Origin of the sequence: Blautia marasmi, from assembly GCF_900258535.1 — a bacterium.
In the GTDB taxonomy this organism is placed as follows: Bacteria; Bacillota; Clostridia; order Lachnospirales; family Lachnospiraceae; genus Blautia; species Blautia hominis.
In genome coordinates, this window is the sequence record NZ_OIWX01000001.1 from 2,051,874 (window position 1) to 2,070,042 (window position 18,169).

Annotated in this window: 12 protein-coding genes; all 12 read right to left on the reverse strand. The window is 45.9% G+C overall.

Going from position 1 to position 18,169, the window contains the following annotated elements:
- Positions 1–131 precede the first annotated feature (131 nt).
- Positions 132–2,594, reverse strand: a complete 2,463-nt coding sequence (locus C6P39_RS09005) for a glycogen/starch/alpha-glucan phosphorylase (protein WP_104803536.1) — start codon at positions 2,592–2,594, stop codon at positions 132–134.
- Positions 2,595–2,632: 38 nt separating this feature from the next.
- Positions 2,633–5,749: an isoleucine--tRNA ligase gene (gene ileS, locus C6P39_RS09010; RefSeq protein WP_104803537.1), complete on the reverse strand. Its 3,117-nt coding sequence runs from the start codon at positions 5,747–5,749 to the stop codon at positions 2,633–2,635.
- 528 nt (positions 5,750–6,277) lie between these two features.
- The gene (locus C6P39_RS09015) at positions 6,278–8,725 is read right to left on the reverse strand and encodes a glycoside hydrolase family 38 C-terminal domain-containing protein (RefSeq protein ID WP_104803538.1); all 2,448 of its coding nucleotides are present in this window, start codon (positions 8,723–8,725) and stop codon (positions 6,278–6,280) included.
- On the reverse strand, positions 8,697–10,499 hold the full coding sequence (locus tag C6P39_RS09020; RefSeq protein WP_104803539.1) for a sensor histidine kinase: 1,803 nt from the start codon (positions 10,497–10,499) through the stop codon (positions 8,697–8,699). The genes C6P39_RS09015 and C6P39_RS09020 overlap by 29 nt, the downstream gene beginning before the upstream one ends.
- Positions 10,496–12,025, reverse strand: coding sequence for a response regulator transcription factor (locus tag C6P39_RS09025; protein WP_104803540.1), 1,530 nt, complete (start codon positions 12,023–12,025; stop codon positions 10,496–10,498). The genes C6P39_RS09020 and C6P39_RS09025 overlap by 4 nt, the downstream gene beginning before the upstream one ends.
- A gap of 121 nt (positions 12,026–12,146) precedes the next feature.
- On the reverse strand, positions 12,147–12,986 hold the full coding sequence (locus tag C6P39_RS09030) for a carbohydrate ABC transporter permease (protein ID WP_104803541.1): 840 nt from the start codon (positions 12,984–12,986) through the stop codon (positions 12,147–12,149).
- Positions 12,979–13,866, reverse strand: coding sequence for a carbohydrate ABC transporter permease (locus C6P39_RS09035; RefSeq protein ID WP_104803542.1), 888 nt, complete (start codon positions 13,864–13,866; stop codon positions 12,979–12,981). The genes C6P39_RS09030 and C6P39_RS09035 overlap by 8 nt, the downstream gene beginning before the upstream one ends.
- Before the next feature lie 87 nt (positions 13,867–13,953).
- On the reverse strand, positions 13,954–15,255 hold the full coding sequence (locus C6P39_RS09040; RefSeq protein ID WP_104803543.1) for an ABC transporter substrate-binding protein: 1,302 nt from the start codon (positions 15,253–15,255) through the stop codon (positions 13,954–13,956).
- Between the two features lie 214 nt (positions 15,256–15,469).
- Positions 15,470–16,180 carry a hypothetical protein gene (locus C6P39_RS09045; protein ID WP_104803544.1) on the reverse strand — a complete coding sequence of 237 codons (711 nt, stop codon included), beginning with the start codon at positions 16,178–16,180 and terminating at the stop codon, positions 15,470–15,472.
- 12 nt (positions 16,181–16,192) lie between these two features.
- Complete coding sequence (locus C6P39_RS09050; protein ID WP_104803545.1) at positions 16,193–16,858, reverse strand: hypothetical protein; 666 nt, start codon at positions 16,856–16,858, stop codon at positions 16,193–16,195.
- A 2-nt stretch (positions 16,859–16,860) separates the two neighbouring features.
- A complete protein-coding gene (locus C6P39_RS09055; protein WP_104803546.1) occupies positions 16,861–17,742 on the reverse strand; it encodes an ABC transporter ATP-binding protein in 882 nt (293 codons plus the stop codon).
- Positions 17,739–18,116: a GntR family transcriptional regulator gene (locus tag C6P39_RS09060; protein ID WP_065543953.1), complete on the reverse strand. Its 378-nt coding sequence runs from the start codon at positions 18,114–18,116 to the stop codon at positions 17,739–17,741. The genes C6P39_RS09055 and C6P39_RS09060 overlap by 4 nt, the downstream gene beginning before the upstream one ends.
- Positions 18,117–18,169: the final 53 nt, after the last annotated feature.

The window sequence follows — 18,169 nt, forward strand, 5'->3', positions numbered from 1 at the left end:
ACCATAGACGAAAAAGGATGTCAAAGTAAATGATTGCCTGCACGTTATAAAACGATCACGGGCCGCAGCAGCAAACATTCTCTGTCTGCCTCCGCGGCCCTGCCTTTTATCCTTATTTTTACCGGATATATTTAGTCTTCAATTGTAACCTTATCCAGATTCCAGATTTCATCCACATACTGCTGGATTGTTCTGTCAGATGTGAATTTACCGGAGCATGCTGTGTTCAGCAGCGCTTTCTTAGCCCAGCCGGCTTCATCCTTGTAAGCAGCCTCCACACGTTTCTGTGCCTCAGCGTAGGCTTTGAAGTCAGCCAGAATGAAGTAAGTATCTGCCCGGTCACTGCTCTTGGTATTGAGCAGGGAATCGTAGATGTCACGGAACAATTCAAAGTCACCGTTAGAGTAAGTTCCGTTGATGAGCTGCATGAGAACGTTTCTGATATCCGGGTCGTTGTTGAAATACTGCATAGGATCGTATCCGCCGTGGTTCTCGTAGTTGATGACTTCATCTGAAGACAGACCGAAGATAAATGCATTCTCCTGACCTACTTCCTCCACGATCTCCACGTTAGCACCGTCCATTGTACCAATAGTTACCGCACCGTTCAGCATGAACTTCATGTTACCGGTTCCGGATGCCTCTTTACTTGCAGTAGAAATCTGCTCAGATACATCTGCTGCCGCAAAGATCATCTCCGCATTGGATACACGGTAGTTCTCAATAAATACGACTTTCAGTTTGCCGTTGATGGATTTATCGTTGTTCACCACATCTGCAACCGCATTGATCAGTTTGATGGTCAGTTTTGCGCGCACATATCCTGCAGCGGCTTTTGCGCCGAAAATAAAGGTTCTCGGATAGAAATCCATTTCCGGATGCTCTTTGATCTGGTTGTACAGATACATAACATGCAGAATATTCATAAGCTGGCGTTTATACTCATGCAGACGTTTCACCTGTACATCAAAAATGGAACGTGGGTCAACCTCAATGCCGTTGTTCTCCATGATGTATTTTGCAAGGCGCACTTTGTTCTGATATTTAATGTTCATGAACTCCTGCTGTGCCCTCTTGTCATCTGCATATACTTTCAGCTTGGAAAGCTGTGCCAGGTCGGTGATCCAGCCGTCTCCGATATGGTCTGTCACCCAGTCTGCCAGCAGCGGGTTGCCATGGAGCAGGAAACGTCTCTGGGTGATACCGTTGGTCTTGTTATTGAATTTATTGGGATACATCTCATAGAAATCCTTTAATTCCTGTTTTTTCAGGATTTCCGTATGCAGCCTTGCAACACCGTTTACAGAGTATCCGCCTGCGATAGCAAGGTGTGCCATCTTCACCTGGCCGTCATAGATGATGGCCATTTTGCGGACCTTCTCCTGATTTCCCGGATATTTGTTGTTGATCTCCTGGATAAATCTGCGGTTGATCTCCTCAATGATCTGGTAAATACGGGGAAGCAGTTTGGAGAACAGTTCAATAGGCCATTTTTCCAGTGCTTCTGCCATAATGGTATGGTTGGTGTAAGCGCAGGTATGGGTAGTAATGTCCCATGCCTCCTCCCAGGTCATGCCTTCCTCGTCCAGAAGGATACGCATCAGCTCTGCAACCGTCATGGTCGGATGGGTATCATTTAACTGGAAGGTGACTTTCTTTGGCAGGTCATGCAGGTCGCTGTGAGATTTTTTGAATTTCTCAATTGCAGCCTGGATACTTGCCGAGATGAAGAAATACTGCTGTTTCAGACGCAGCTCTTTGCCGGCATAATGGTTGTCATTTGGGTAAAGAACGTCGCAGATATTCTTGGCAAGGTTCTCCTGCTCAACTGCTTTTCTGTAATCACCTTTGTCAAACAAGTCAAGCTGGAACTCACTGATGGCCTGTGCATCCCAGATCCTCAGGGTATTGACGATCTTGTTGTTGTATCCCACGATAGGCATATCGTAAGGAATAGCCAGCACAGACTGGTATCCCTCCTGTACGAAATTGTTTCTGCCTGTAGCAGGGTCATATTCTACTTTCACATAGCCGCCGAATTTTACTTCTTTGGCGTATTCCGGACGGCGAAGCTCGAATGGATAGCCGTCTTTCAGCCAGTTATCCGGTACTTCCACCTGGAATCCGTTCTCGATCTTCTGTTTGAACAGACCATAATGGTAACGGATGCCGCAGCCGTAAGCACAGTATCCAAGGGTTGCCAGGGAATCCAGGAAACATGCTGCCAGTCTTCCCAGACCGCCGTTTCCAAGAGCCGGGTCCGGCTCCTGGTCTTCGATCACATTTAAGTCAAAGCCCAGTTCATCCAGAGCTTCTTTCACTTCATTGTATGCGCACAGATTGATCAGGTTGTTGCCCAGCGCACGGCCCATAAGAAACTCCATGGACAGGTAGTATACAATCTTCGGGTCATCCTTCTCATACTGTTTTTGTGTCAATAACCAGTTGTCAATGATAACGTCTTTGACCGCAAGGGAAACTGCCTGGAAAATCTGCTCCTGGCTTGCCTCCTCAATGGTCTTTCTGTAAAGCATCTTTACATTCTCTTTGACGCTTTTCTTAAATTCTTCTTTTTTGAAATGATTATCTAACATTTTCTCCTCCTCCGGAACTGACCGGCAGGGATGATTTCTTATGAAATCTTCTCCACACCTAATGTCACGCTTTCAGAATTGATCTTCCAATCCTTTGTATAGCCGCTTACTTCATTGTAGTTGACGTCTTCTGCCAGTACTTCTGCCTTGATGTCTGCCTCATGAGCGCGGAAGATGCCCTCAATCACCTGGTTTCCAGTAAGGGAAATTTTGATTTTATCCATTACCTCGAAACCAGCCTCTTTACGCATGGTCTGGACTTTGCTGATGATCTCTCTCACAAAGCCCTCTTCAATTAATTCCGGAGTCAGGTTTGTATCGAGTACAACCGTGATGTCATTGTCTGATTCTGAAACATATCCTTCCATCTGCGCAGTATCAATGAGTAAGTCACTTTCTAATAATACTATTTCCTGACCGTCTATGTCAAGTTTCAGCTCACCGCCCGCCTTCAGCTCATCCATGGCTGCATTACCGTCAATGGCTGACAGAGCTGCTCTGATACTGTTCAGGTGCTTGCCGTACTTAGGTCCCACGGTCTTTAACTGTGGCTTGAAACTGTAGGATGTGAAATCCCTCACATCGTCTGTGAAGCTCATTTTCTTCACATTCAGCTCATCCTCTATGATCTCCTGATAGAAGTCAGAGAGCTGGAAGGCTGCCTTCACGAACATTTTGCCGATTGGCTGACGGTTCTTGATGTTCGCCGCATTTCTGCATGCACGGCCCATGACTACGATCTCCAGAAGATTTTCCATGTCCGCTTCCAGTTTTTCATCAATCCATGCCTCATTGGACTCCGGGAAATCACACAGATGGATACTTTCCGGCGCATCCTTGTCAATGCTCCTCACAAGGTTCTGGTAAATATCCTCTGTCATAAACGGAATCATAGGCGCTGCGGCTTTGGCAACAGTCACAAGGGCTGTGTACAGGGTCATATAAGCATTTATCTTATCCTGCTCCATACCTTTTGCCCAGAAACGCTCACGGCTTCTTCTCACATACCAGTTGCTCATCTCATCCACAAACTCCTGCAGCGCGCGGGCTGTTTCAGGGATGCGGTAGTTTGCCAGGTTGTCATCCACGGTTTTCACCAGGGTATTCAATTTAGACAGCAGCCATTTATCCATGACCGGAAGCTTGTCGTATTCCAGTTTGTATTTTGCAGCGTCGAAGTTGTCGATATTTGCATACAGTACAAAGAACGCGTAGGTGTTCCACAGCGTTCCCATGAATTTACGCTGTCCCTCCTGTACGGCCTTTCCGTGGAATCGGTTCGGCAGCCAGGGTGCGCTGTTTACATAGAAATACCAGCGGATGGCATCAGCCCCGTAAGTATCCAGCGCCTCAAACGGGTCTACGGCGTTGCCCTTTGATTTGCTCATCTTCTGTCCGTTTTCATCCTGCACATGGCCCAGAACGATAACGTTCTTAAAGGGAGCCTTGTTGAAGATCAGAGTGGAGATAGCCAGCAGAGAGTAGAACCATCCTCTTGTCTGGTCCACAGCCTCGGAGATAAAATCTGCCGGGAACTGCTGCTCAAACAAGTCTTTATTCTCAAATGGATAATGATGCTGTGCAAAGGGCATAGAACCGGAGTCAAACCAGCAGTCGATCACTTCCGGCACACGGTGCATCTCTTTGCCGCATTTCGGGCAGCGGATCGTGACGTTGTCAATGTATGGTCTGTGCAGTTCAATGTCATCCGGACAGTTATCAGACATTTCCTTTAACTCTTCCTTGCTTCCGATGGAGTGCATATGGCCACATTCACATTCCCATACATTCAGAGGTGTGCCCCAGTAACGGTTACGGCTGATTCCCCAGTCCTGTACATTCTCCAGCCAGTCTCCAAAACGGCCCTTGCCGATGCTCTCCGGGATCCAGTTGATGGTGTTGTTGTTGCGGATCAAGTCATCCTTCACGGCTGTCATCTTGATGAACCAGGACTCTCTCGCATAGTAGATAAGCGGAGTGTCACATCTCCAGCAGTGAGGATAGCTGTGTTCAAATACAGGCGCGTCAAAAAGCAGACCGCGTTTTTCCAAGTCCACAAGCACTTCTTTATCTGCTTTTTTGCAGAAGGTGCCTGCCCATGGGGTCTCCTCTGTCATCTCACCTTTTTCATCTACTAACTGTAAGAACGGCAGGTCATATGCTCTTCCCACCTTACTGTCGTCTTCACCGAAAGCAGGCGCAATATGGACCACACCGGTACCGTCTGTCAGCGTTACATAAGTATCGCATGTTACATAGTATGCTTTCTTCTTCAGTTCTACGAATGGGAAGAGAGGTTCATACTCTTTGTACTCCAGATCTTTTCCTGTATAGCGCTCCAGAATTTGGTGATTTTCCTCACCCAGTACTTTATCAAGAAGCGCCTCCGCCATGTAATATGTGTATTCTCCGGATTTTACTTTTACATAAGTCTCGTTTGGATTCACACACAGTGCCACATTGGACGGGAGTGTCCATGGTGTTGTGGTCCATGCTAAAATATAGGCATCCTCGCCTTTTACTTTGAAGCGGGCGATGGCGGAGCGTTCTTTTACATCCTTATATCCCTGGGCAACCTCATGGCTGGAGAGGGGGGTTCCGCAGCGCGGACAGTAGGGAACGATCTTATAGCCCTTGTATAAAAGGTCCTTGTCCCAAATCTGTTTTAATGCCCACCATTCGGACTCAATGAAATCATCGTGGTAGGTGACATAGGGATTGTCCATGTCTGCCCAGAAGCCTACGGTTCCTGAAAAGTCCTCCCACATTCCTTTGTATTTCCAGACAGACTCTTTGCAGTGGTTGATGAAAGGCTCCAGGCCGTACTCCTCTATCTGCTCCTTGCCATCCAGACCCAGCATCTTTTCCACTTCCAGCTCCACCGGAAGGCCGTGGGTATCCCATCCTGCTTTTCTCGGCACCATACAGCCTTTCATGGTGCGGTATCTGGGGATCATATCTTTGATAACACGTGTCAGAACATGGCCGATATGGGGCTTCCCGTTGGCTGTGGGCGGGCCGTCATAGAAAGTGTAGGTCTCACCTTCTTTTCTGTGTTCCATGCTCTTTTTGAAAATTTCATTGTCTTCCCAGAATTTCTCGATGTTTTTTTCTCTTTCCACAAAATTCATGTTCGTGGGGACTTTCTGATACATGTTTTATTCTCCTTTCTCTGTGCTTGGGGGATATTCATATGAATCCTGCCTGCAGGATTCACGCGCCGAAGCGCGACCGCCTGCGGTCATCTTCCGCCTGCGCGTAGTGCGCATCCTGCCCGGAGGGTTTTATTGTTGTGCCGGGAAGTCCCCGGACTTACCGGAACAATAATAAAAGGCCTCCGCCCTGCAACAGGACGAAAGCCTCAGCTATCGTTTTACCACCTCTTACACATACTATCATACGCGTTCCTTTTAACGGGGGAAATCCGGCATCCCTTACTTTTATTTCAGGCAGCGGCTCCGGAGTGATATTCTTCTGCTGATACTCATACCGGGCTTGCACCTTCCCCGGCTCGCTGTGGTTTTCTCATGCAGAATACTGTCTCCATCATCGTCTTTGTCGTTATCAAATTTCATTATAAATAGATAGGGAAGAAAATGTCAAGGGATATGGGGGATTTTCTGTTATTTTTGTTTTCTGGCAGGCCTTATCTGGGAATACTTATCACTACTGCTCAAAAAAGCCTATACTTTTTTCACTTTAAATATATGCAGCCCGTATTTTTTCTTCACAAAGGCAAGGGAATCCCTCTTCAACTCTCCTGTCTGCCGTCCATAATAGTCTATCTCGGATATATAATATCCCGGCATACAGACCATGCCTTCCGCTTCTTCCCCCCGCAAATCTCTGGTGACAAGAATCATACCGTCCTCCCCCTGCTTTATGTTCAATAACTGCATATGGCAGGGAAGTGTCAGATTCAGTTTTTTTGCTTCACAGGAGGTCCTTTGTATTCCCTCCCCCAACTGTACACTCCTCTCTAAAAGCCCATCCGCATCCTTGGCATCGTAACCCCACAGAACGAAGCGGTATTCACTGTCCCCTTCCTGCCACTGGGGAAAATTAGTACCCCACATGTTATTAAAGGTATTAAAATACAAGATCGGTGTATGTTCCTCATATTGATGTCTGTATGTATAGATACCGTCCTCCCCAATAGACATAAGAGGGGTGTCGAGAGGCATGACACAGACACCGGATCTCCGGTTATCTGCTGCTGCAAATTCTTCTATGCTGTATAGTACATGGTTCCCGTTATCTGCTATATCTGTTTTAGGGTTCAGGACACTACCCGGTTTATTGATTCGATAATTGTCCAAATCTCCTGCCAAAGGGAGACAAAAAGAACCGGACTCCACATAAGGGCTGGCCTCTTTTCCTGATAACAGCAGACTGACAAAAAACTCCTCCCCTTTGTCGGGCAGTGTAATGCGTACTTCCGCTTGATGACAATCCCCGTAAAGCCTTGCGGAAGTTTCCCCTTTATAGAAAAAGGAGATGGTCCTGCCATTCACCTCAGTCTTTACAAAGCAGGGCTTATATGTCTCATCCTTACACTCCGGATAGTTTTCTCTGCCATAATCCTGGATACCCCAGGTAGAAAACCTGTAGCCATAGCTGCGCAGAAATTCTGTTATTTTCTCTATCCCATGGCGTGTATACTGATACGAGAAAATACCGGTATCCTTTTGAGCCTCCAGAAGTCTCCGGTTTAATTTTTTATCATATACGGCTGTTATGGTGCCGTCTGCTGCTGAAAACTCCAGCCGATATCTGTGGTTTTCCACAGAGGAACCTTCCGGGTGATCCTCTACTGTGAGGTCCTCACTATTTTTTGGTGCCTTATCCCCCATGAATCCCTCCAGTTTCGTACATGCCAGCGGAGCCAGCCCTTTTACATATACCGGTTCCGAATCACCCTGTACCCATCCCGTATACGGTTCCGTCAGCGGATTATATAACCACTCCCTTTTTTCCCTGTCCTTTTCCAAATCCTGCTCATACCGTTCAAGCAGATTTTTACACGTCTCTGCACGTTTCCGCCGTTCTTCCCAGGACTGCTCCATGAACTGATAATTTTTCTCTTGCCGGGCCTTTTTAAATTCTTCTTTTTCATATACCCGATCCGGGCCCAGCCATGTCTTTACATCTGCGCCCCATGTATGTTCTCCAAACAAGTTCATGGACTCATAGTATTCCTTTAAGATCATTTCCGCCTTTTTCCTGCTCTCCTCATCCCTTACAGTTTGGCAGGCCAGTTTCCGGAGACGGGCCGCGCGATGTCTGCATTCTCTTATTTCTCTCACTTCCCGGGGATATGCCCCGATCCCGTGGATCCAAGTGTCTGCCAGGTCCTGTTCCACAACCGGAACCCCGCTCAGATCATAGTTCTCCAGCTCTCTGCAGAAATCATCCATAGTGCCGCAGACTATCTCTGCTTCAGGATAAAGATCATGGGCTTCTGCAGCTAGTTTTTTAATAAATTCCGCGGAATGGGGACCGCAGTTGTCATGTGTATGGACAAGAGACATCCAAACCGGATATTCCCATCCTTCCGGTGCCTCCAGGCTTGATCCATATCCGCCTTTACAATACATGGTCAGCACTTTTCTGCCGCTGGGTGCTTTCCAGAAGAAAAGTTCCGGCACTTTGGGCGGTGTAGCAAATGCATTACATCCCAAATGAAGGAAACGAATACCTGTTGCCCCGAGGATCTCCGGCAGCATAAGCCCATGACCCGGCACATCTGTCATTTTAGCCGCAATAGGGTACGGTTTTCCATACTTTTCAGACAGTTCTTTTCCAAAACGCAGCCCTTCCAGATATTCTTCCTCCCCACAGAAATCTGTGTGTGAGGTGAACGGCAGCGCATGCCAGGCAATCTGTCCGTTCTCAATATAGTGTTCCAGCTCAGGCCTCAACTCATCACTGCATTTTTTTGTCACAGTCCACAGTGGCCAGGAGGGCATTGTCCAGACATACTTTAGTTTTCCCATGTCCTCTGTAGCTCTGCATGTCTCCAATACCTGTCTTAACATGGACCCTGAATACTGTTCAATTACGTTTTTTGCTAAATCTGTAAAACCTATATCAAAATGTGTCTTAAACACAAGAATGATCTTTTTCATCATCTTTTTCCTCCCTGGGAAGTAGAAGAACCACTTTGGTTCCCTTTCCCTCCTCGCTCTCCAGCAGGATCCCATAATCCATGCCATATATCAGTTTGATCCTATCCTCCACATTACCGATTCCAATCCCGGTAAAATGCTCACTTTTAGTTTTTTCATGGCGCCTCAGAGCATTCAGGCGCTCCTGAGTCATGCCAATACCGTTATCTGTGATCTCAAACCTGAGATTTTCCTTTTCCTCTCTCACAAAGATTCTGATCTCCCCTTTCATTCCCTGGGGAAAACCATGAAAAAATGCATTTTCCACGAAAGGCTGAAGAATCAGCTTTGGTACTTTGTAAGTATTACACTGTGGGATCACAAAAAACACCACCTGGATATCCTCGCCGTACCTGGCCTGATTGATCAGCGCATAGTTCTTCAGGTTATCAATCTCCTGCTCCACTGTAATAAATTCATCGGAATTGCTGATCACATTCCTGAGCAGCATAATAAACGCGTCGATCACCTGTGTGGATTTTTCTGCATTCTGCTGCCAGATAAGCCATTTCACAGTTGCCAGTGTATTATAAATGTAATGGGGATTGATCTTCATCTGCAGTGCATGTATCTCTGCCTTCCGCTTCTCCTTTTCCACATTTATGAGCTGGTCTATATAGCGGTTGATCTCATCCACCATGGTGTTGTATGTCTGGGACAGTTCCTGTATTTCATAAGTTCCCTCAACGGGCACATGCTTCTCGAACTGTGTCTCCTTTGAATGCTTCATGGCATACACCAGGGCTGACAGCGGTTTTGTCTGCTGCCTTAAAAAAAGGATGATCATACATACCACTACCGCAGTCACTGCAGCAGTTATCAGTATGATACCAAGCGTACTGTATGCTTTTCCAAACGCCCTCTCCGGATTTATAATGCCCACCACTTTGTAATTCGTGCTCTGAAGCTGCTGTATCAGAATTGTCTCTTCACCATCCCTGCTTTTTATAGTTTTCTGCTGTACCTTTTCATCCTCCATCTTCAGTACGGACTTTTTCATTGTCTTTGTCTTATCTGCAGTTTGATCAAAATAGACTGATTTATCTGAGGATACCACCTCATTATCCTGATTGAGTATGGCTATACTGCTTGTATCTGATGTGAAATGGCTGTACATACTGCGCAGGTCCACTTCCTTGATCACAATAAAAATAAAGGCATTGGCCCGGCCTTTGTTCTCATAAGACAATGCCTTTGCAATGATGACTACAGGCGTATTCTTTGTGTTTTCTGTAAATCCCGTCTCCTCGTATTGGCATATGATCTTATTCCTGTTCTTCCTGGCACTTTGGGCCGCGCGGCTTCGGAGAATATCTTCCTTGGGCTGGGAAAATACATCCGCAATATTGTTCATATAGCTTTTTTCATTCTCACCCATGATGATCACATTCATCTGGCTGTAATTGGATGCCTTCGATTCCCTGATCTGACGTTCCAGAAGATAACTGTTATTCATAGTCTCCACATCATCCATGTCCGCGCCCATAAGAAACTTCTCCACATTTTCACTTCTTGTCACTGTGGATACTATGGCTGTCACGTCCTGGAAGAACTTATAAAACTGATAATCTATCTGATTGAACGCCTTTCGCTGAGTCATGGCAAAGTTATCCACAAAAACACGTTTGGACACTGTCATATTGATGGCGCCTATGGATACAGCGAGAAATACAAGGCCGATGGTCACTGTTATTACGATCTTAAATACCAGGCTGTTCGCATGTATCTCTCTTCTCATATAGTTTTTCTCACCCTTCTGCGATAACTGCTTGGAGTCTCCCCGGTTATCTTTTTGAACACCCGGCAGAAATAGCTGTGTTCCCCATATCCCACACAGCCGCCCACTTCACTGATTGAACTATCCGTCTCCACAAGAAGTCTGCAGGCCTCTTTTATCCTTATTTTATTAAGATACTCGCTGAACCCCTCTTTTGTCGTCTGACTGAAGTAAGCCGACAGATAACTGTAATTAAAGTTAAATCTCTCAGCTATATCGGAAAGTTCCAGAGGCTCCATATAATGACCCTCCACAAACTTTCGGATCTCCATGATCCTATGGTCCTCTTTTTCCCCTATCCCTTCCAGTATCTGTCGTATTTCCCCTGTGATCTTCCTGATCATACGCTGATATTCCTCTATCCTCTGGGCAGCATCTATTTCCTGGAAATACTGTTCCTTCAGATTTTCACTTTTCACAGAATACTTCTCAATCTCCATCAAGTAATTATACAGAAGGTTCTTGGTCAGATTTTTCATCACGCGCTCTTCCATATGGTTCGCCCACGCATATTCCGTATAATCCTCAAACATCTTTAACGCGTCCTGATATCTTTTCCTGGAGAGATGTTCAACATATTTCTCAAATTCAAACCTATCCAGCTCTTTTACTTCCCTGATCTCCTTTGAGATGATCAGATTTTTATCCGAATAAAATCCACTTCCTATCTCCGTCTGTATTTCCTGCATATAAATATCCCGCATATGGTTAAGTTCGGAAAACTTCCGGCTCAGAACCATAAGGGACTGGGGATACAGCTTATTCATCCTATCAGACAGCATCTGCACAGCCTGCAGCATTTCCCCTTCATTTTTCACCCTGTAATTGATGACGGTGCACAAGATACTTTCATCAATAAACACATGAAGAGAAGCAAAACGTTCCTCCCGGGCGAAATAATCCTCCACCAGACTTCTGGCCCGGTTCTGCTCTGATTTTGAACTGCCGCATAGCCGCTTCAGGTCCACTGCCAGTAACCTGTAAAGGTAATACGGAAATATTTCAGCAAATTCCCGGCTGTCCGCTTCCGTATGATATCCCAGCAAGATCCGCTCCGCTCTGGATTCAAAAGAGGCCTCCCCGCTGACCGGAAAGGTAAAACCCGGAATCCTGTCCGCTGCCTTTTTCAATGTCCGGATCAGCAGCTCCGGATTTATCATGGGTTTTAGAATGTAGTCCACAGCCCCGTTAAGCAGTGTGCTCTTCACATAATCAAATTTGTCGTAGCTGCTCAGAACAATGAACTGTATATCCGGAAATCTTTTCCCGATGATCTCCGAAAATTCTATTCCATCCATCACCGGCATTACAATATCCGCCAGTATAATGTGAGGCTTCAGTTTTTCTGTGAGTAAAAGACCCTCCTGCCCGTTTGAGGCTTCCCCTACAATCTGAAATCCTTCTTTTTCCCAATCCATCATGTGCTTCATCCCCTGGCGCATGATGAATTCATCTTCCACGATCAGTACCTTACAATATTTATCCATATAAATATCATATCCTCCGCACGTTTATTCCTTAAATCAGTCCTGTCCTTGTAACTATTCAGCCAGTCTGTCCTTTTATAATAACGTGCCTTTATGCTTCTGTCTATGAAAGAAAAAAGTATCAACCCTTTACAGATCCGGTCATACCCGCAACAAATTGTTTCTGCATAAAGAAGAAGATCAGGGCTGTAGGAATCGTTGCCAGTGTCACGGCTGCCATGATCATTCCGTAGTCCGGCGTGTAGGAGGAACCCATGGCAGAGATGACAAGGGGCAGTGTCCGCTTATCCGGTGACTGCAGCGCAATGAGAGGCCACAAGTAACTGTTCCAGCTCGTCATGAAGGTCACCACAATTGCCGCCGCATAGCAGGACTTATTGGTCGGCACAAAGATCCGGAAGAAGATAGCAGTCTCCCCCAGTCCGTCCATCCTGGCTGCCTCCACCAATTCCTTTGGAAAGTTCTGGGTGTTCTGCCTGAAAAAGAAAATCAGGAAAGCTGTTGCCACTCCAATGATAACAATTGCCATAGGTGTATTGAGTGCGATCACTTTCAGGGGACCAAGCTTGGAAAATTTACTGAACAGCCGGAACAGCGGTACCAGCAGTGCGGAAAAAGGAACCATCATAGACAAAAGTATAAGGCTGAATATCCGGTCCCTGTTTCTGCTTCTGTAGATCACAAAAGCATATCCCGCCGCTGAAGAGATGATCATTGCCAGCACTGTTGTCACTATTGCTATGATAATAGAATTTTTATAGGCAGAGGTATACTGAAGGTCTGATGCCAGAAGACTATTCATGTTTTCCAGAAAATACGTGCCCGGTTTCAGTGTTCCCCTGGTTATATCCACCGATTTATTTGTGGCTGCGATCACCATCCAAAAAACCGGAAAAACGGATATCACTGACAAAAATGCCAGGAACACATACTGAAATGCTAAAGATACCTTCTTAATCATTTTTATCACCCACTTTCATCTGAATAAAGGACAGGAGTACGATCATAACAACGATCACATAAGAAATAGCTGCCGCGTACCCAAAATTCGGAGAGTATTTAAACAGTACATGGTAAATATATTGGGAGATGGTGATCGTGGCGTTGGCCGGCCCCCCTGCTGTGATATTCATGGGTTCATCAAATAACTGCAGGGTTCCAATCGTGGAATTGATGGTCGTAAATAATATGATCGGCTTCAGCATGGGCAGTGTAATACTTTTAAACTTCTGATAAATCCCCGCCCCGTCAATTTCCGCAGCTTCATATATGGAGTCATCAATTGCCTGTATCCCGGAGAGATAAAACACCATATTATACCCTGTCCATCTCCAGGTGATGGCAATAATGATAAGTACCTTAGCCAGGATCGGATCTGTTATCCAGGGGATCGGCGCTGAGATCATATGCACTTTCATAAGAACTGCATTCACGAATCCGTCAACTGCAAACAAACTTTTGAAAATAATGGAATACGCAACCAGTGATGTCACGCAGGGAAGAAAAATTGCTGTACGGAACAGCCCTTTAAACTTCAGTCTCTTATTATTCAGCATAGAAGAAATGATAAGTGCCAAAATGATCATGATCGGCACCTGAACAGCCAGAAACAGCAGCGTATTCCCCAATGCCTTCCTGAATGTGGTATCCGCAAGCAGTCTCTTATAATTATCAAGGCCGCTGAAGGAAAGCCGGTTCCCCGCTCCGGACTGGAATGAAGTAATAAATGCCTGTACCATTGGATAAAAAACAAAGACCGCGATCAACACTGCACTTGGCAGGATAAACATCCAGGCTTTACGGTTCAATTTCGGGTTCATATCCCTCTTAATACTCTGCATCGCTGTGATTCTCCTCTCTTTTTGCAGAATAATAGCCATCCGCTTCCACTGAAAGCAAAGCGAATGGCTATATAACACCCTCTGGTCTTAATTTGCTACAGCAGCCTCTGCCTGCACCTGATACTCTTGTAATGTGCTGTCCATATATGCCCCTGCCAGAATTGCCTGAAGCGCTTCTGTCATCAGATTCTCAATCGCATATGTATTCTCACCATAGTTCACGGACGGCACCTGATCTGTCCATTTCATAAAATCCTGGAAAATCGGCTGTCCGCCGTAGAACTCCACTCCCTGCTGATAATTCTCAGCACCGGATGCCGCTTTCAGGGTGCTTACAAGATTGATATCCTTAGCTAACTGATCCATCAGATCCACATTGGACGCAAATGTCTCCTTCAAGAATTTTTTCGCAGTCTCTTCATGTCCCACATTTTTGAGCACATACCATCCGGCACCTCCCACTGAGGAAGCGTTTACGGAATCAGGATTTTCGCTCAGTCTCGGAATAGCTGCCACTGCCCATTTACCGCTCTGTTCCTCCGCATTGACAATAGAAGGGGAAATCCAGCATCCGTTTGGAACTGTTGCCACCTCTCCGCTGTTGAATGCGCCTACATACTGATCCCAGTCAGAAGAAATAGTTTTTACAATCCCCTCATCAACCAGTCTCTTGTATGTTGAGATGGAATCTTTTAGTGCCTGATTGTCCGCTATGTTCACTTTTCCATCCTCATCTGTATACCAGGAACCTGCACTCTGCAGCATGGCACGGAGAATACCGATGTCATTGGATGACACGGACATCATGGCAATACCTGTTTTTTCCTTTACAGCCTTACCAATCTCAATGAACTTGTCCCATGTGAGATTTTCCATATCACTCTTGGAATATCCCGCTTCCTCAATCAGGTCCGCACGGTAAAATGTGGCGGCAACACCGCTGTCAAAGGGGATGCCATACATTTTTCCGTCTATCTGGTTTACACCTGTCTTGTATTCTGCAAAATCCTCCGGCTTTGCCACATCTGACAATTCTGCAAACTCGGATTCATAAGCATTCAGATACCCCTGGATTCTGTAGTCTTCTATAAGAACAATATCGGGAAGTCCGTCATAGGAGCCCGAGGAGAGGCTGGTATTTAATTTTGCCACAATATCATCCTGTGCCATTGTTACAACTTCAACTTCTGTGTCAGGATTTTTTTCCTTAAAGATTTCTTTTGCTTCATTGGCAGCCTTTATATTAAAGGATTCATCCCATGCCCAAATGGTGAGTTTGTTGTCTTCCTTTGCTGCCTCCTTGTTGTTTTCTTTGCTGCCCCCGCATGCTGTCAGCCCTAACATCATGGATGATGCCAGCAGACAGGCAATGATCTTTTTGATTTTCATATCTGTTCTCCTTTATTTATTTGCTGTATTTACTTTATCACTTTTCTTTAAAATCCATTAGTATAAACTTTATCTCTATTTTAACATTTTTTATTTTTTCTCTGCCTATTCTTCTGTGAATTTATACTTTTTTTGGGTTTTTAAACTATTTTGGGTGTAGATAACAAAAACAGCAGGTGTACGTCTTCGCAAACGATACACCTGCTGTTAAATCCTACCACTGCACTGCCTGTTTCCGAAACAACAGATAAGCGATCACAGTGAAAATAACTCCTGCTCCCACCAGCATACTGATCTGTACCGGAAGCTGGAAACCCGCGAACCATTGTCCCCATGCATTTCCCATACGGTCCAGGATATTTCTGTCCCTGCCTTCTGTGGCACCCGGTATGGTCCAGCAGCCGAGAAGCCAGGCTGCCAGGATAATGATCCTTCCTCTTTTGAACTGTCTGACCACCGCAGCCCCCAGTACCCCACATCCGGTCAACACTGCAGAGAGACCCACGACCCAGGGCAGTGTAAATTTTGTCAGCACGGGGATGCTCTCCTTTATTTTTCCCGGGAGCAGAACAGCATAAACTCCTGTCTCCACCCTAAGGAGCACAAACAGCCCAGCCACCAGCAGCAAAGTCATCATAAAGTATGTGATCACCGCTGACGGTACATAATACCGTCTTGTCTTTCCCATACTGACTGCCACATCAAATCCCATACACATGCCGAATATATTTCCAAACAACACCATACACAGTACGCCTAACGTGGCTATCATGCTGCCCATTGGAAAATAACTTTTCTCATGACCGAAAAACTGTATACAGATCATGATCGCCATACCCAGTACACACAATCCAATCTCCACGGCAAAATAAATACCCAGGTCACAAAGCTCCAGTTTTACTTGGCCCTTTATTGATCTCCACATAATTTTCCTCCTCTACTGGACCTCAAGACCTGCAAGCAGGCGTCTTGAGATGATAATATCCAATACCCATACCACTGCCGCGGCTATGGCTGCGTATAAAAGAATGTTGGCAAACTCAAAATTAAAAGAAATGCCCTTCTCAAGAGTCATACCTACAAATCCCCCAAGAGCCCCACCGCCTGCCGCGAAAAATACTACCATGGCCATCATACCTATCTTGTGAAACCGCAGATAAATAAGTCCCACAACCTCCCCCAAAGACACAACCAGTATCATAGCACAGAATGTGATCGCCACCAGTTCCAGTGCCTGGCTCACATCCCCATCCATAAACTTCCAGCCGCCAATCTGAAACAGCAGTATCATGATGACAGCCATAAGCACGGCAATCATAAACTTCATGATCTGCATTCCTATCAATGCATCTATACGCCTGCAGTTCAGGCTCATGGCGGCAGGTATATAGCTTGAATAAACACTGGAGGAAGTTACTGACCCGATAAAGATACTGACAAAGATCATTTTGGCAGGCAGATCAGAAACCATCCGGCCAACTGATGAACCGGAAAACCCCATGTAGATCTGCCCTCCGGTCAGCAGTGTGATCCCCAGCACTACCACAATGGACATTCCTATAACCTGTAACGCTGATTCAATGAACATTCTCCATTTTTTCATTGCTACACCTCCCCGCCGCACATTGCCACAAATATTTTCTGGAGATTCATGGGCTGTACCGTAACATGCTCCGTGCTCTCCAGCCTCTGTCCCGGTCCCAGTCTTACAGTGACACTTTTACTTCTTCCGATGCTCTCCTCCCTGTATTTTACAAGCCCTGCTGTTGCCACATCCACATCCTCCTCTTTCCCGCTGACATGCACACAGCTTTCCAAAAGTTCCTGGGTGTTTTCCTTCAGGATCATCCTGCCGTCGTGCAGGATGATAACCTCCTCAAACAAGTCTGCTGCCTCCTCAATAATGTGGGTGGATATGACAAAGGTACGCCCTGTCTCTGTGTACTCCTCCAGCAGGATTCTGTAAAACTGCTCCCTGGCCACCACGTCAAGCCCTGCCACTGGCTCATCCAGCAGGGTAAATTCCGCTTTGCTGGCAAGCGCCACAATTATGGTAATCATGGAAGTCATGCCCTTTGACAGCTTGGAAATCCTCTTTTTCCTGTCCAGATGAAAAATGTTCAGAAGATGTTCTGCCATAGCCTTATCCCAATGGGGCATATATGTCTCTGCCATCTTGAGATAATCTTTTATCTTCAGTCCGCCAATCCCGCTGTTGTTCGCATTCGCGTTGATCTCCCTTGAAAAGCAAAGGTGGGATAGGGAGGACTCATTTTCCCAGACAGGCTGCCCGGCCAATGTCACGGTTCCGTGAGTAGCCGGGTTCTGGGCAGTTAAAATAGATAAAAGCGTTGTCTTGCCCGCGCCGTTTCTTCCGATCAGTCCATATATCTTCCCTTTCTCCAGGGTAAGGCTTACGTTATCCAATGCCTTTTTATCTTTATACTGTTTCACCAGATCCTCACATCTTAAAACCATCTCACTCATTTTACTTCCTCCCCTTTTCCGGCTGCTATCATATCTATCAGCTCCTCCTTGGTAATTCCCAGGCTTGCTGCTTCTGTCAGAAGGCTCCTGATATAGTCGTCAAAAAACCTGTTTTTTCTTTTCTTTACAATACTCTGCTTTGCTCCCGCTGCAACAAACATTCCAATCCCCCTTTTCTTGTACAAAGTACCTTCATCCACCAGAAGATTCACACCCTTAGCCGCCGTTGCCGGGTTAATGGCATAGAGCTTTGCCAGTTCATTTGTACTGGGTACGCGCTCCTCTTCCAGCAGGATGTCACGGATAATGTCATTTTCTATCATCTCTTTGATCTGTAAATATATGGACTTTTCCTGACTCAGTAATTCCTGCAAGTATCCCACTCCTCTCTTTCAAGAATATGTATCGTGCATTAGTTATATGGTTC

Excerpts from the sequence above, each read along its gene's own strand:
- C6P39_RS09005 (WP_104803536.1), bottom strand. The coding sequence starts at position 2,594 with ATGTTAGATAATCATTTCAAAAAAGAAGAATTTAAGAAAAGCGTCAAA.
- ileS (WP_104803537.1), bottom strand. The coding sequence starts at position 5,749 with ATGTATCAGAAAGTCCCCACGAACATGAATTTTGTGGAAAGAGAAAAA.
- C6P39_RS09015 (WP_104803538.1), bottom strand. The coding sequence starts at position 8,725 with ATGATGAAAAAGATCATTCTTGTGTTTAAGACACATTTTGATATAGGT.
- C6P39_RS09020 (WP_104803539.1), bottom strand. The coding sequence starts at position 10,499 with ATGAGAAGAGAGATACATGCGAACAGCCTGGTATTTAAGATCGTAATA.
- C6P39_RS09025 (WP_104803540.1), bottom strand. The coding sequence starts at position 12,025 with ATGGATAAATATTGTAAGGTACTGATCGTGGAAGATGAATTCATCATG.
- C6P39_RS09030 (WP_104803541.1), bottom strand. The coding sequence starts at position 12,986 with ATGATTAAGAAGGTATCTTTAGCATTTCAGTATGTGTTCCTGGCATTT.
- C6P39_RS09035 (WP_104803542.1), bottom strand. The coding sequence starts at position 13,866 with ATGCAGAGTATTAAGAGGGATATGAACCCGAAATTGAACCGTAAAGCC.
- C6P39_RS09040 (WP_104803543.1), bottom strand. The coding sequence starts at position 15,255 with ATGAAAATCAAAAAGATCATTGCCTGTCTGCTGGCATCATCCATGATG.
- C6P39_RS09045 (WP_104803544.1), bottom strand. The coding sequence starts at position 16,180 with ATGTGGAGATCAATAAAGGGCCAAGTAAAACTGGAGCTTTGTGACCTG.
- C6P39_RS09050 (WP_104803545.1), bottom strand. The coding sequence starts at position 16,858 with ATGAAAAAATGGAGAATGTTCATTGAATCAGCGTTACAGGTTATAGGA.
- C6P39_RS09055 (WP_104803546.1), bottom strand. The coding sequence starts at position 17,742 with ATGAGTGAGATGGTTTTAAGATGTGAGGATCTGGTGAAACAGTATAAA.